The sequence below is a fragment of the Nocardia sp. CY41 genome (assembly GCF_009829325.1).
GTDB lineage: Bacteria > Actinomycetota > Actinomycetes > Mycobacteriales > Mycobacteriaceae > Nocardia.
In genome coordinates, this window is the sequence record NZ_VUOS01000006.1 from 162,937 (window position 1) to 177,388 (window position 14,452).

Annotated in this window: 10 protein-coding genes; 8 read left to right on the top strand and 2 right to left on the bottom strand. The window is 69.4% G+C overall.

What is annotated here, in order from left to right; genetic code table 11:
• Positions 1-13: 13 nt before the first annotated feature.
• The 5 genes from GVY64_RS07505 to GVY64_RS07525 all read left to right on the top strand — a co-directional run bounded on the left by GVY64_RS07505 (position 14) and on the right by GVY64_RS07525 (position 5,476).
• Positions 14-1,810, top strand: a complete 1,797-nt coding sequence (locus GVY64_RS07505; RefSeq protein ID WP_159839852.1) for an NAD(P)/FAD-dependent oxidoreductase — start codon at positions 14-16, stop codon at positions 1,808-1,810.
• 9 nt (positions 1,811-1,819) lie between these two features.
• A complete protein-coding gene (locus GVY64_RS07510) occupies positions 1,820-2,761 on the top strand; it encodes a GlxA family transcriptional regulator (protein ID WP_159839853.1) in 942 nt (313 codons plus the stop codon).
• Positions 2,762-2,947: 186 nt separating this feature from the next.
• Positions 2,948-4,624, top strand: a complete 1,677-nt coding sequence (locus GVY64_RS38645; RefSeq protein ID WP_159839854.1) for a S8 family peptidase — start codon at positions 2,948-2,950, stop codon at positions 4,622-4,624.
• A gap of 4 nt (positions 4,625-4,628) precedes the next feature.
• Positions 4,629-5,036, top strand: a complete 408-nt coding sequence (locus GVY64_RS07520; protein WP_159839855.1) for an NYN domain-containing protein — start codon at positions 4,629-4,631, stop codon at positions 5,034-5,036.
• Between the two features lie 89 nt (positions 5,037-5,125).
• Positions 5,126-5,476 carry a hypothetical protein gene (locus tag GVY64_RS07525; RefSeq protein WP_159839856.1) on the top strand — a complete coding sequence of 117 codons (351 nt, stop codon included), beginning with the start codon at positions 5,126-5,128 and terminating at the stop codon, positions 5,474-5,476.
• 72 nt (positions 5,477-5,548) lie between these two features.
• Here the strand turns inward: GVY64_RS07525 and GVY64_RS07530 are convergent, their stop codons facing one another.
• Both GVY64_RS07530 and GVY64_RS07535 read right to left on the bottom strand, forming a co-directional pair.
• Positions 5,549-7,126, bottom strand: a complete 1,578-nt coding sequence (locus tag GVY64_RS07530; RefSeq protein ID WP_159840059.1) for an MFS transporter — start codon at positions 7,124-7,126, stop codon at positions 5,549-5,551.
• Positions 7,127-7,163: 37 nt separating this feature from the next.
• The gene (locus GVY64_RS07535) at positions 7,164-7,661 is read right to left on the bottom strand and encodes a MarR family winged helix-turn-helix transcriptional regulator (RefSeq protein WP_159839857.1); all 498 of its coding nucleotides are present in this window, start codon (positions 7,659-7,661) and stop codon (positions 7,164-7,166) included.
• 269 nt (positions 7,662-7,930) lie between these two features.
• Here GVY64_RS07535 and GVY64_RS07540 point away from each other — a divergent pair, with 269 nt between their 5' ends.
• Genes GVY64_RS07540 through GVY64_RS07550 form a run of 3 tightly spaced genes read left to right on the top strand, consistent with a single transcriptional unit; the run spans position 7,931 to position 14,165 of the window.
• A complete protein-coding gene (locus tag GVY64_RS07540; protein ID WP_159839858.1) occupies positions 7,931-9,595 on the top strand; it encodes a fatty acyl-AMP ligase in 1,665 nt (554 codons plus the stop codon).
• Between the two features lie 29 nt (positions 9,596-9,624).
• Positions 9,625-9,891 carry an acyl carrier protein gene (locus GVY64_RS07545; RefSeq protein WP_159839859.1) on the top strand — a complete coding sequence of 89 codons (267 nt, stop codon included), beginning with the start codon at positions 9,625-9,627 and terminating at the stop codon, positions 9,889-9,891.
• Positions 9,888-14,165, top strand: coding sequence for a type I polyketide synthase (locus GVY64_RS07550; RefSeq protein WP_159839860.1), 4,278 nt, complete (start codon positions 9,888-9,890; stop codon positions 14,163-14,165). Before GVY64_RS07545 ends, GVY64_RS07550 begins: the two co-directional genes overlap by 4 nt.
• Positions 14,166-14,452 lie beyond the last annotated feature (287 nt).

Sequence of the window (14,452 nt, forward strand, 5' to 3'; positions counted from 1 at the left end):
GAGAGGAATGTCAATGGCTACCCCAATCTCCAGACCGGCGGACGAGTACGACGTGGTGATCATGGGCGGTGGTCCCGCCGGGTCCACGCTCGCCGCGATGCTCTGCCGCGACACCGATCTTCGTGTGGCGATCTTCGATCGCGAGGTGTTCCCCCGGGAGCACATCGGCGAATCGGGTGCGCACCCCTTGGTCCCCGTTCTGCAAGCCAGCGGCGCGCTGGAGAAGGTGCTCGCGAGTGAGTGCTGGATCCAGAAATTCGGCGGCATCTACCAGTGGGACACCGACCGGCCGTTCGTCGGCTTCTTCGAGCACGCCGACTACCTGGTCGACGGCGTCTACCGGTGGTCGGTGCACGTCAATCGCGCCGAATTCGACACGGTGCTGCTCGAGCACGCCGAAGCCTGCGGCGCGCACGTCTTCCAGGGCGTGCGGGTCGTGCGGTTCCTCCCCGGCGACGGCAAGGCCACGGTGGTGCTGGAAGACGGAACCGAGGTCGCGGCGGGCTATTTCGTCGACGCGTCCGGCCGGGCGAATCAAGTGGCCGCCCGCGGTTCGCAGCGCGACAAGCAATGGCTGTCGGATTACCGCAACGTGGCCGTCTGGTCGCACTACCGCAACTGTGTGCCCGCCCAGCGCGCGGCGGGCGACTGGAACGTCTTCCGCGACGACGACTTGTCACCGATCTACGCGGTGGCCTTCGAACACGGATGGGTGTGGTACATCCCGACGCCTCGGTTGGTCGACGGTACCCGGGAAAACGTGTGGTCCATCGGCATCGTCACCAACCCGGAGTCGATCGCCCGCGTGGATCTGCGTGATCCGGACATCTTCCTGAAGACGATCAAGTCGATTCCGGTGCTGCAGGATCTGGTGGCGAACGCGGAGCCGATTCGGGCCGAGATGCTGACGGCCACCAACTATTCCCGGGTGAGCGAATGCTTCGGCTCGTACGAGGATCGGTGGATGGCGGTCGGGGACGCGTCGTACTTCGTCGATCCGCTGTTCTCCTCCGGGATGTCCTTCGCCGTCACGCAAGCATGGGCGGCCGCATTGGTCCTGCGCAAGACGTTCGACAAGGACCTGGGCGAGCAATCGAAGGAAGACCTCTGGCGCGACTACGACGTCGAGTGGCGCGGCATGGCGCAGACCTGGGCACTGAGCATCGACCAGTGGTATCACGAGATCTCGCGCTCGCATCCGGACAGCCCCTACTGGAGCGCGGAAGGCCGCCGAGTGGAGGTCGACAACGCCACCGAGGGAACGTTCCAGGCGCTGCTGAACACCGCGCTGGTGCCCGACCTGCTCAACATCATGACCAAGGGCTCCCGCGACCCGCGTGACCTGGCCACCGAGGGTCCCTACCTGCGGGCCTTCACCGCCGCCGACGCGGTCGAGCTCGCGGCCGACGACATCGTGGCGCTGTCGGCGGACGCGCGCATCCGCGCAGGCGTGGCAGCGGACATCCCTGGCTTCAAGGGGATGTCGCCGCCGTTCGAGATCCCGCAGGAGGCGCGCGAAGGGCTGGCCATGTACTGGCGCGACCCCATCGCGAACAGCGATGCGGCGCCGGCGCCGCTCGACGACACCGTTGCCTGCCACCGGATCTACTCCGCGGCCGACCCGGGCGTCGAGGTGCGCTGCCTCGAGCGGGATGGAGGTGAACAGCTGTGGGAAACGCTGAAGCGCGGTCCCGCCCGGTGGTCGGAGCTGGCGCCGCGGTTGACGGTGCTGCAGGGACGAGCCTTGAAGCGTTTGATTCGCGCCGGATTGGTGGTGGCCGGGCCGGAAGCGGAACAGCGGGTCGGCTAGGTCCGACGCATGAGGTCATTGGCTGTTCTGGCCGTCGACGACGTGATTCCGTTCGATCTCGCGGTTCCGCTGGAAATCTTCGGCCGGACCCGGCAGGAGGACGGAACCGCGGCGTACGAGGTCCAGGTCTGCGGGGTGAACTCCGACGTTCCGTCGAAGTTCTTCGGGCTCTCCTGTCTCGGCGACATCGATTATCTCGAGGAGAAGGCCGAGACCATCATCGTGCCGGGAGCGATGAGCTACCGGTCGCGGCCGTCGGATCGGCTGCGCAAGGCGTTGGTGCGGGCCAACGAACGTGGCGCGAGGGTGGCATCGATCTGTCTGGGGGCGTTCACCCTCGCCGCCGTCGGGTTGCTCGACGGACGGCGGGCGACCACGCATTGGATGGCCGCCACCGAACTGTCGCGAAGCTATCCGCGGGTCCGCGTGGATCCCACGGTGCTGTATGTGGACAACGGGGGCATCCTGACCTCGGCCGGTGCCGCGGCCGGGCTCGATCTGTGCCTCCATATGGTGCGGAAGGACTACGGGACCGCCGTGGCGGCGGCTACCGCGCGGCTCTCGGTCATGCCACTGACCCGCGACGGGGGGCAGGCGCAGTTCATCGCGGAACGTCCGCGATCGGAGGCGGACAGCAAGTCCATCAATCCGACCTTGGAGTGGGCGGAAACGATGCTCGGTGAGAAGATCACCGTGCTGGATCTCGCGGATCGCGCCGGAGTCAGCAAGCGCACGCTGATCCGGCGCTTCCACGAGCAGGTCCGGATGACACCGAACGAGTGGCTCCAGACCGCCCGGGTACGCAAGGCCCAGGTGTTGCTCGAGACGACCATCCTCACGATGGAATGCATCACCGATCGGACGGGGTTCGCCTCGGTGGCCGCGTTCCGGAAAGTCTTCCGCAAGACCGTGGGGGTGACGCCTCAGGCGTACCGGCGGGCCTTCCGCTGACCGATCGCGCGCCTGGTATCCGGTTCTCGCCGTGGATTCGTGAAGAAAATCCGAATCCATGGCGAGAACATCTGGGCGCCGATCGTTTTCGAGGACGCGCCCAGGCGCCGCAGTGGCCGGGGTGTTTTCGTGGTTGCCGGAGCGTGGTTCATAGTTGGTGCTCGGGTCCCCACGGCGAAGGAGATCATGGTGCCAACCGCGAATTTCGGTACGAAGGACGATCCCGGCTTCGAATTGCAGCAGAGTCCCGATCTGATCGCGGTGCGCACGCACAGCGGTCGGGGGATCCGGCAGCAGTCGGGATCGGTGCGCACGCCGCTCAGCGGTGAACTCGAGGACGCGACATTGGTGCAGGCCTACCCGGAGGCAGGAGTGGAGGTCTATCGGCTCCCCGCGGGATCACGGTCGGTGGCGGAACGCAAAGAGGCGCTCGATGCCGCGCCGGAGGTGCGGTTCGCGGGGCATGTGCTGGTGGACGCGGCCACCGGGGAACCGGTGCTCTATACGGAGAACATCTTCGTGAAGTTCGTCGACCGCGTCGACCACGAGCACTGCCTCGCCGTCCTGAACGCGGCGGACCTGACGGTGCGGCGGGCGGTGTCGTATGCGACCAACGCCTATTTCGCGGCCGCGCCCGAGGGCACCGGCCAGCGGGTCTTCGACATCGCCTCCTCGCTGCTCGCGCGCGAAGACGTCGAATACTGCCATCCGGAGCTGATCCGGCACCGGGCCAGGAAGACGATCTTTCCCCAGCAGTGGCATCTGAAGAAGACCACCATCGGTGGCGTCGTGATCGACGCGCACGCCGCGGTGGAAGCCGCGCACGCGATCACCCGAGGGGCCGGGGTGACGATCGCCGTCATCGACGACGGCGTCGACATCGACCACCCCGAATTCGCCGGTGCCGCCAAGATCGTCGCGCCTCGGGATGTCACGGCGAAGACCGGCGACCCGCGTCCGAAGGACACCTACGGCACCGGCCCCGACAACGGGGACAACCACGGCACCGCGTGCGCGGGCGTCGCGTGCGCCAACGGCACGGCCGGTGCCTCCGGGGTCGCGCCGGAAGCGGCGCTGATGCCGATCCGGCTCGCCTCCGGACTCGGCTCACAGGCCGAGGCGGACGCTTTCGGGTGGGCCGCCGAGCACGGCGCCGACGTCATCTCGTGCAGCTGGGGCCCGGCCGACGGCAAGTGGTTCCAGCCGAACGATCCGGCGCACAACCGCGTCGCGGCGTTGCCCGCGAGCACCAGGCTGGCGATCGAACACGCCGTCACCACCGGACGCGGCGGCAAGGGCTGCGTGGTGCTGTTCGCGGCGGGCAACGGCAACGAATCCGTCGACAACGACGGCTATGCCAGTTTCGCGAAGGTGATCGCGGTCGCGGCGTGCAACGACACCGGCAAACGCAGCGTCTACAGCGACTTCGGCAAGGCGGTGTGGTGCGCGTTCCCCAGCAGCGACTTCGGGCACCGGCCGTTCGGGCATCCCGACGCCCTTACGCCCGGGATCTGGACGGTGGATCGGCACGGCGCCAGCGGCTACAACCCCGGCACGGTGGCGGCGGGTGACGCCGCGGGCGACTACACCAACGACTTCGGCGGAACCTCCAGCGCGTGCCCCGGCGCGGCCGGTGTGGTGGCCCTGATGCTGTCGGTGAACCCGGATCTCACCTGGGAGGCGGTGAAGAACCTGCTCAAAGGCGCCTGCGACAAGATCGACCCGCAGGGCGGCGGCTACGGCACCGACGGGCACAGCGACAAATACGGGTACGGCAGGCTGAACGCGCTCGCCGCGGTGCGGGCGGCCCGGCCCGGCGCAGCCGAGCCGGCGGGTGCGGTGCTCACCGTGGGAGGCGACTGAGCGGATGGCGGCCAACGGTGTCCGGCTGATCGTCGTGGACGCCGCGAACGTCGTCGGTTCGCGGCCCGACGGGTGGTGGCGGGATCGCTCCGGCGCCGCCTCGCGACTGCTCGAGCGAATGTCCGCGCTGCGCGCGCGTCTGGCGGAGCAGGCCGAGGTGGTCGTGGTGCTCGAGGGAGCGGCGAAGGCCGCGGTCGATGCGGGGCAACGTTCGTCCGGCAGCGTGTGCGTGGTGTGCGCGGACGGGTCGGGTGACGACGCGATCGTCGGCGTGGTGGCCGCAGCCCGGGCGGAGGATAGCAGCCGTCGGGTGACGGTGGTGACGGCTGACCGGGGGCTGCGTGATCGCGTCGCGGCCGCCGGGGCGGAGACGGTGGGGCCGACCTGGCTGCTGGACCGCCTGGGGTCGTGATCGGCAGGCGAGGGGACGTCGGTATCGCATTGGTACACCTCCGGCGTTTCACCAGATTGTCCAGTCCGTTTTGCGGCACTCTGGCCGGTATGACCGCCTCCGACGCCGTGGGGATGCCGTTGCTCTACCTGGTCGAGATCTCCGAGCCGGGCTACTTCAACCGGCCGTGGTGGAAGATCGCCAGCACCGGCGCGCCGAGTCAGGTGCACGCCGCGCTCAGCGAACTGGCCATCCGGGTCGAGCGCGACATCCAGCGTGCCGGCGGCGCCTGCCGGTGCTGGTACCGCTACGACGTGCGGTGGCCCGACGGCGCGGTGCTCGAGTGTTTCCAGGGTGCGATTCGATCGGTGCTGATTCCCGGCGAGTTGCGCTGCCTGGCCGTCGCGCTGACCTCGGCGACGACCGTGGCCGCGCGCACGGGTGAGCGTCCGCAGTACTGATCTCGCCTCGCACCCCTGGCAAGACGGGCAGAGCCCCGAGGGCTTCTCGGGGCTCTGCGCGTGCGGTGTGGCTCAGTCGAGCAGCGCCGGTTGTCTGGCGCCGTCCGTCCGGGCCGCTGTGCCTGCCTCGGCCTGCATCGGGTCGACGGCGGGATCGATGTCGATCGTGCGGCGCAACGGCCGGTTCGGCAGCAGCGCCGCCGCGATGAGCGCGACGACCGTCGCAGCCGCGGCGATGAGGAAGATCCGCCCGGTCGCGTCGCCGTAGGCGGCGCGGATGATGGTCGCGATCGGCGCGGGCAGGGCGTCGAGATCCAAGTTGCTGCCACCGGAGGACTTGGTCTGGATACCGAGCTCGGCGAATCCCTTCGCCGACAGCTCGCCGACCCGGGTGGCCAGCACCGAACCGAGCACCGAGACCCCGATCGCGCCGCCGAAGGTACGGAAGAAGGCCACGCTGCTCGACGCGGCGCCGATGTTGTGCACGCTCACGGTGTTCTGCACGGCCAGGACCAGGTTCTGCATCATCATGCCGACGCCGAACCCGACGACGGTGATGTATCCGCCGACCAGCCACAGGCTCGTCGCGTGATCGATGGTCGACAGCATCGCGAATCCGGCCACCAGCAGCGCGGCGCCGGCGACCACGAAACCCTTCCACTTGCCGCGCCGGGTGATCAACTGGCCGGAGCCGACCGAGGCGATCAGCATGCCCGTGACGAGCGGGATGGTCAGCACGCCCGCCGCGGTCGGGGAGTAGCCGCGCGCGGTCTGGAAGTACTGGCCCAGGAAAGTGGTCGCGCCGAACATGCCGACGCCGACCGCGATCGAGGCGATGATCGCCAGGCCGGTGGTGCGTTCGGTGACGATCGGCAACGGGATGATCGGCGACTCGGCGCGCGACTCCACCCACACGGTCGCGAGCAGCAGCAGCACACCGGAAGCGACGTAGATCGCCGATTCCCACGACATCCACTCGTAATAGCCGGCCTTACCGGCGAACGACACCCAGATGAGCAGCACCGAGACACCGCCGGTCAGCAGCGCGGCGCCGAGCCAGTCGATCGACACGCCCTCCTTGCGGTCGGTGGGCAGCCGCAGCGTCCGCTGCAACAGCACCAGCGCGATCACGGCCAGCGGCACGCACACGAAGAAGCACCAGCGCCAGCCCAGCGGGCTGTCGACGATGACACCGCCGAGCACCGGTCCGCCGGACATCGAGACCGCCATGACGGCACCCATGTATCCGGAGTACCGCCCGCGTTCGCGCGGCGCGACGATGGAGCCGATGATCGCGACGACGAGCGCGGTCAACCCGCCCATGCCGATGCCCTGGACGACGTGCGCGACCAGCAGCAGGGCGACGTTGCCCGCGAATCCGGCGATCACCGAGCCGACGACGAAGACGACGATGGCGGACTGGACCAGCGCCTTCTTGTTGAACAGGTCGGCGAACTTGCCCCAGATCGGGGTGGAGGCCGCGTTCGCCAGCAACGCCGAGGTGATGACCCACGCGTAGGCGGTCTGCGATCCCTGCAGGTCGCCGATGATGGTGGGCAGTGCGGTCGCGACGATCGTCGTGCTGAGCAGCGCTGTGAACAACGCCGCGAGCAGTCCGGTCATCGCTTCCAGGACTTCGCGGTGGGTCATCGCGTACGGGTCGCGTCGCGTCACCGACTCGACTGAACTAGACATCTACTTCCTGACTCTCTTTCGGAACCGGCTGGTGCGCGTGCACGGCGCTGCTCTGCGCGTGCGCGGTCAGTGCGTTGCGGAGCTTCTGCACGGCGGTGCAGGCCGCCTCGGCGTCGTCTTCGCTCCAGTCGGCGAGGACGTGCTGCAGGCCCCGCGCCCGGGAACCGCGAACGCGGTGGAGCAGATCGCGGCCCTGGTCCGTCACGCGGATGAGGGTGGCCCGCCCGTCGGTGGGATCGGCGTGCCTGCTGATGTAGCCCGCGCCGACGAGTTCGGTGACGTGCCTGCTCAGCGCGCTCGGGCTGATGCACAGGTCCATGGCGAGGTCCACCTGCCTGCACGGGCCCTTGGACTCGAGGGTGCCGAGCACCCCGATGCCGCCCGGGAGGAGGTGTCCTTCCTCCGGGTGAGCGAGTGCGACGCGGATCGCCCGGCCCATCAGATAGAGCTCTTTGATCAGGCTCTGGGCCGTATCGGGTGAGACCGCCATGTCCCCTCCAGACGAGATAAGTTGCTTGCGCTATGCAACTATATAGTAATTGCTTGCGCTAAGCAAGTAATGGCCCGGAGTGGGGACATACCGAGTGGGGGAGTGGTAGCAGCCATACAGCTAACGTGCGCGCGGCAACGCACCCCAGGGTGGGTCCGTGCCCACCCCCAGGTTTGCCGGATGCTCCCTGAGGTGCCTGGTTGTGCGGACATGGACGGCGGAAAGTAGTAGCCGACCCCAGACGCCGACCCCTACCGAGGAACCACGAGATGCAGCCGACTTACGTTCATCACGTCAGGCAGCAAATTTCTGCTCACGGGACGACCAGGTCGTACACCTACCTGCACGAGGCAGGGCGAGAGCTACGCGAAGAAGTCCTGACCTATCTCGAACTGGACCGCGACGCCCGAGCCGCCGCCGCCTGGCTGGCGAACCGCCCGGAGGCGGCGCAACCGGTCGTGCTGCTCTATCACGACGGACTGGCCTTTCTGCGGGCGTTCCTCGGCTGCCTGTACGCGGGCGTGATCGCCGTACCCGCTCCCTTGCCGCACGACGAGCGCAGCGCCCACCGCGTCGCGGGCATCGTCTCGGACTCCGGCGCGGAGCTGGTGCTCACCACCGGTGACGTGCAGCCGCTGCTCGCGGCCGCGATCAGCGCGGCCGTCGTCGCCACCGATGGCCCGCTGGGCGACCCCGGCGAATGGCGTATGCCCGATATCGGCCCGGAGACGATCGCGTTCCTCCAGTACACGTCGGGCTCGACCGGCGATCCCAAGGGCGTCGTGGTGACGCATCGCAACCTGATGCACAACGAGGCCGCGATCGCCGCGATGGGGTTCGACGACGAGTCGGTCGGCGTCAGCTGGATACCGCACTTCCACGACATGGGCCTGATCGGCATGCTGCTCGGGGCGTTGTACTTCGGCGCGGATCTGGTGTTCATGGCGCCGACCACCTTCCTCAAGCACCCGGTGCGCTGGCTGCGGGCCATCGGCGACTACCGCGCGACTTATACCGCCGCACCGAACTTCGCCTACGACCTGATCGCCCGGCGGGTGACCGACGAACAGCTGGCCGAACTCGATCTGACCAGCCTCGAGATCGCGTTGAGCGGTGCGGAGCCGGTCCGCGAACGAACCATCGCGGCCGTCACCGACCGGTTCGCGCCCGCGGGGCTGCGGCCCACGGCGTTGCTGCCCGCCTACGGGCTGGCCGAGGCGACGCTGCTGGCGGCCGTCGGGTCCGTCGACGCGGAGCCGGTCTATCGCGACACCGGCCGCGAAGCCAGGCTGGTCGGCTGCGGCCGGCCCGCCCGTGGCCTCGACATCCGCATCGTCGACCCGGACACCCGGCGGCAGTTGCCCGAGGACGCTGTCGGAGAGATCTGGATCAGGGGTAGGAGCGTCGCCGCGGGTTACTGGAACCGCTCGGAAGAATCCCGCGAGACATTCGAGGCGCACCTCGGAGCCGAAGGGCCCTTCTTGCGCACCGGCGACCTCGGCCTGCTGCACGAGGGTGAGCTGTTCGTCACCGGGCGGCGCAAAGACCTCCTGATCGTCAACGGCCGCAACCTGTATCCGCAGGACGTCGAGGAGCTGGTGCGCGGCCTGCATCCGGCGCTCGGCGCCGCCGGTGTCGCCGTCTCCGTCGACGCGGGCGGCCGGGAACGGCTCGTGGTGGTGCAGGGCGTCAAGACGGCACGCCAGGGCGCCACCACGCTCGCCGAGCTGGCGACCGCGATCAAGGTCGCGGTCGCCCGCGGGTTCGACGTGGCGGCACCGAACGTGATGCTCGTCGAGCCCCACGCGGTACCGCGCACCACCAGCGGGAAGGTCCAGCGCAGCGCGACGCGGGAGGCGTTCCTGGCGCAGCGCGTCGAGGGCGTCCTGCACGACGACCTCGAACCGGCCCTGAGCCGGGCCATGACCGCCTGACCGACCCGAATCCGCCGAGGAGCCGAAACATGTTCAGCAGCACGATCAGTCGTTCGACCACGATCCAGGATTGGCTCGTCGAGCGCGTGGCCGACTACACCGAACGCGCCCTCCGCGAGGTGGATCCGTTCGTCCCGCTCGCCGAGTTGGGCTTGGATTCCGTTTCGGCGGTGACACTGTGCGGCGAGATCGAGGACCGGTGGTCGCTCGAGGTCGACCCGGTGCTGGTCTTCGAGTACCCGACCATCGCCGACATCGCCGCCTACCTCGCCGACGAATTCACCCTGGCCGCATGACCGACATCGCCATCGTCGGCATCGACTGCCGATTCCCCCAAGCACCCGACCCGGCCGCGCTCTGGCGGCTGCTGATCGAGGGCCGTGACGTGATCTCCGAGGTCCCGGCGAGCCGCTGGAACGCCGCCGACTTCCACGACCCGGCCGGTGCGCCGGGCACGATCAACACCCGCAGCGGCGGCTTCCTCGACGACGCGGACGCGTTCGACGCCGAGTTCTTCGGCATCGCCCCGCGGGAAGCCGAGGCGATGGATCCGCAACAGCGGCTGTTGCTGCAAGCCACCTGGCGGGCTTTCGAGGACGCCACCCTCGACCCGCGCGGCCAGGCGGGCTCGCGAACCGGCGTCTTCGTCGGCGTGATGGCCAACGAATGGGCCAACCTGCAGATGAGCGACTACGCCGCGATCACGCCGCAGCACGGCTCCGGCAACGGGTACTTCATGACCGCCAACCGGCTGTCCTACCAGTTCGACCTCAAGGGGCCGAGCGTCGCGGTCGACACAGCGTGCTCGTCGTCGCTGGTCGCGGTCCATCTCGCCTGCGGCGCATTGGCTTCCGGCGAGTGCGACCAGGCCGTCGCCGGTGGCGTCAACCTCGTACTCACCCCCGCGGTCGGGGTCTTCTACACCCAGGCGGGTCTGTCCGCGCCGGACGCGCGGTGCAAGCCGTTCAGCGGCAGCGCCGACGGGATCGTGCGCGGCGAGGGCGTGGCGGTCCTCGTGCTCCGGCGGCTCGCCGACGCCCAGGCGGCGGGCCTGCCGATCTACGCGGTGATCAAGGGCAGCGCGGTCAATTCCGACGGCCGCAGCAACGGCATCACGGCACCGAACCGGTGGGCGCAGCAGCAGGTGATCGGCGAGGCGTGCGAGCGCGCCGGGGTGCGGCCCGAGCAGGTGGACTTCCTCGAAGCCCACGGCACCGGCACAGTGCTCGGCGACATGATCGAGGTCAAGGCGCTGGGACAGCTGCACGGGCGGGACCGGACGCGGCCGTGTGGAATCGGTTCGATCAAGGGCAATCTCGGCCACACCGAGGGCGCCGCGGGCGTGGCGGGACTGATCAAGGTCGCCCTCGGCCTGTGGCACGGCGTCGTCCCGCCGTCGCGGTTCGCCGATCAGGAGAACCCGCGCCTGCGCATGGCGCAGCAGGGTCTGCGGCTGCTCACCGAGCCCATGCCGCTGGCGGGCCCCGGCTACGGCGGGGTCAGCAGCTTCGGCATCGGCGGCACGAACGCCCATGTCGTGCTGGGCAGCGCCCCCGCCCCCGCCGCCGCGACGCCCGTGGCGGCCGGTGGGGGAGTACTGACGGTCTCGGCGAACGATGCGGAAGGGTTGCGGCGCAACGCGCATCGCCTCGCCGATGCCTTGGCCGCCGCCTCGCCGGACCAGTTCGCGCAATTCTGCTGGACGAGCAACCACGTCAAGGCGTCCGGGCGCGCCCGGCTCGCCCTGGTCGCCGCCGATCGTGACGCCGCGATCGCGCGGTTGCGCGACAGTGCGGAAAGCGGGGTGGTGCGCCCGCTCGGCGTCGGCTGGGTGTTCACCGGGCAAGGATCGCAATTCGCGGGCATGGCGCGTGCGCTGGACGCGGCCGGTCCGTTGTTCCGGCGCGCGCTGAAACTGGTCGATCGTGCCATGCTGGCCCCGCTCGGCCGCTCGGTGCGCGAGCTGAAGCTCGATGAGCACATCGACATCGACCGTACCGACCTGGCGCAACCGGCGATCTTCGCGATGGAGTACGCCATCGCGAAATCGCTCGCCGACGTCGGCGTTCGTCCCGCCTGGGTGCTCGGGCACAGCATCGGCGAGTTCGCCGCTGCCGCGGTGGCGGGCGTGTTCGACCTCGACGACGCCTGCCGTCTCGTCGTCGCGCGTGGCGAGCTGATGCAGCGGTTGCCCGCGGGCGGTGCGATGCTCGCCGTGCGGGCGGACGCCGACGACCTCGCCGGGCTGCTCGCCGACCGGCCCGAGGTCTCGATCGCCGCGGTCAACGGGCCGGAGGAGATCGTTCTGTCCGGCGCCGCCGAGGCGATCGACCGGGTGCGGGAGGCACTCGCGGCGCGCGGGGTGGGCGCCAAGGCGCTCACCGTGTCCCACGCCTTCCACAGTCCGCTGATGGATCCCATTCTGGAGCGGTTCGAGGCCGTCGCCCGCGAATGCGTGTATCGCGCACCGGCTCTGCCTCTCTACTCGACCGTGCGCGGGCGCCTGCTCGAGCCGAACGAGCCGATGGACGCCGCGTACTGGACCGAGCACGTCCGCGCCACCGTCCGCTTCGGCGCGGCCGTCGAGGCCGCGCTCGGCACCGAGCCCAGCCATGTCGTCGAGATCGGGCCACGTCGTATCCTCACCGGGCTGATCGGTCGCGTCCGACCGGACCTCGCGGCGCGCTGCCTGGCACCGAGCCCGGGGCCGGGCGCTACCGGAGAGGAGTTCGCCGCCACCGTCGCGGCGCTGTATCGCGCCGGCCTCGACCCCGACTGGGACCGGCTCTACGAACCCGAACAGCGCGTCCGGCGTCGGCTGCCCGGCTACGAGTTCTCCACCGACCAGCGCTTCTGGCTCGAACCGTGCACTACGCCGACGCTTTCCGCAGCACCGAAGGAATCTTCGATGGACCAATTGATCGCACTCTTCCGTGAACAGAACGCGGTACTGGCGAGCATGGTGGGCGCTCCGTCCGCCGCGCAGGCGGGTGGTGCTCCGACGGTGGTGCAAGCGGTGGCGGCGCGGACCGCCGACGCGGACCGGCCGGTCGACCCGGAAGCTGTCGAGGGGGTCGTCCGCGCCGAGTTCGCCAGGGTGAGCGGGTTTCCGGCCGATCGGCTCCGCGAAGCCCAGACCCTCGGCGACGACCTGGGCTTCGACTCCCTCATGCTGACCGACCTGATCGCCGCGCTGGTTCGCAAACTGCCCGCGGCGACCATCGACCCGGCCCGGTTCACGCCCACGACGACGCTCGGTGACGTTCTCGCGCACGTCACGAATCAGGTGGGCGCGCCCGCGCCGCGGCAATCCGGAACCGCCCCTGCCGAAGCGCCCGAACCCCGGCGCACGGCCGTCGAGCCGGAGTACCGGATCGCGGATTTCGCCGAGGTGAAGGCGATCGCCGAGCGGGTCTCCGGCGTCGAAGCGCTCGGCCTGCACAACCCCTACTTCTTGATCAACGACGGCGTCACGCGGGACACCTCCGTGGTCGACGGCGCGCCCGCGATCAACTTCTCCAGCTTCAACTACCTCGGGTTGTCCGGCCATCCGGCGGTCGTCGCCGCTGTGCAGGACGCGGTGGCACGCTACGGCAGCTCGTGCTCGGCCAGCCGGATCCTCTCCGGCGAGAAGCCGGTGCACCGCGAACTCGAGGCGGAACTCGCGGGCCTGCTCGGCACCGAGGACGCCATCGCGCTGGTCGGCGGCCACTCCACCAACGTCACGATCATCGGGCACTTGGTCGGGCCGGAGGACCTCGTGATCCACGACAGCCTCGCCCACGACAGCATCATGCAGGGCTGCAAGCTGTCCGGCGCGACCCGGCGTCCGTTCCCGCACAACGACCACGCCGCCCTCGACCGACTGCTCACCGAGATCCGCCACCAGTACCGGCGCGTGCTGATCCTGATCGAGGGCGTCTACAGCCAGGACGGCGACATCCCGGACCTGCCTGCGATCATCGCGGTGAAGAAGAAGCACAAGGCGCTGTTGATGATCGACGAGGCGCACAGCGTCGGCGTGCTCGGTGCGAGCGGCGGCGGCATCGGCGAGCATTTCGGCGTCGATCGCGGTGATGTCGAATTGTGGTCCGGGACCACGTCGAAGGCGCTCGCCGGGTGCGGCGGGTACGTCGCGGGCAGCGCGGAACTGATCCGCTTCTTGAAATACACGACGCCGGGCTTCGTCTACAGCGTCGGCATGACGCCGATGAACGCGGCGGCCTCGGCCGCGGCCATCCGGCAGCTGCGGTCCGAGGGCGAACTGCTGGAGCGTCTGCGCCGCAACTCCCGGCTGTTCCTGCGACTGGCCCGGGAGGCGGGCATCGACACCGGCGACAGCAACGACACCCCGATCATCCCGTGCATCGTGGGTGACTCGCTGAAGACGCTGAAACTGTCGAACGCCCTGCTGCGCCGCGGCGTCAACGTCAACCCGATCCTGTACCCGGCGGTACCCGAGAATCTGGCGCGGCTGCGGTTCTTCGTCACCGCCTGCCATACCGAGGATCAGATCCGCGACACGGTCAAGATCCTCACCGAGGAACTGGCCGTACTCACCGAGAGCTGACGCCCGACTCGGCTGTCGCCGATCGGACCGGAACACGCGGCGGTGCCGAGGGCGGGGCGCTCCGAACAGCTGCGTCGTGTCCCGCGCCGCGCACCCGACCGCTGTAGCATCACCCGAAGTGCCATCGCTCCAGCTCAGATGGGTAGCGGGGACGTCATGGGAGTGGGCGGACGATGAGGGCCGGGCACGACGTCCGCTGCCGCGCGGAGTTCGTGCGTCGATCGAGGGAGTCGGCCCGGAATTCAGGGGCCGTGCGCGTGATCCGCCGGATGAGGGTTGCAGCGACG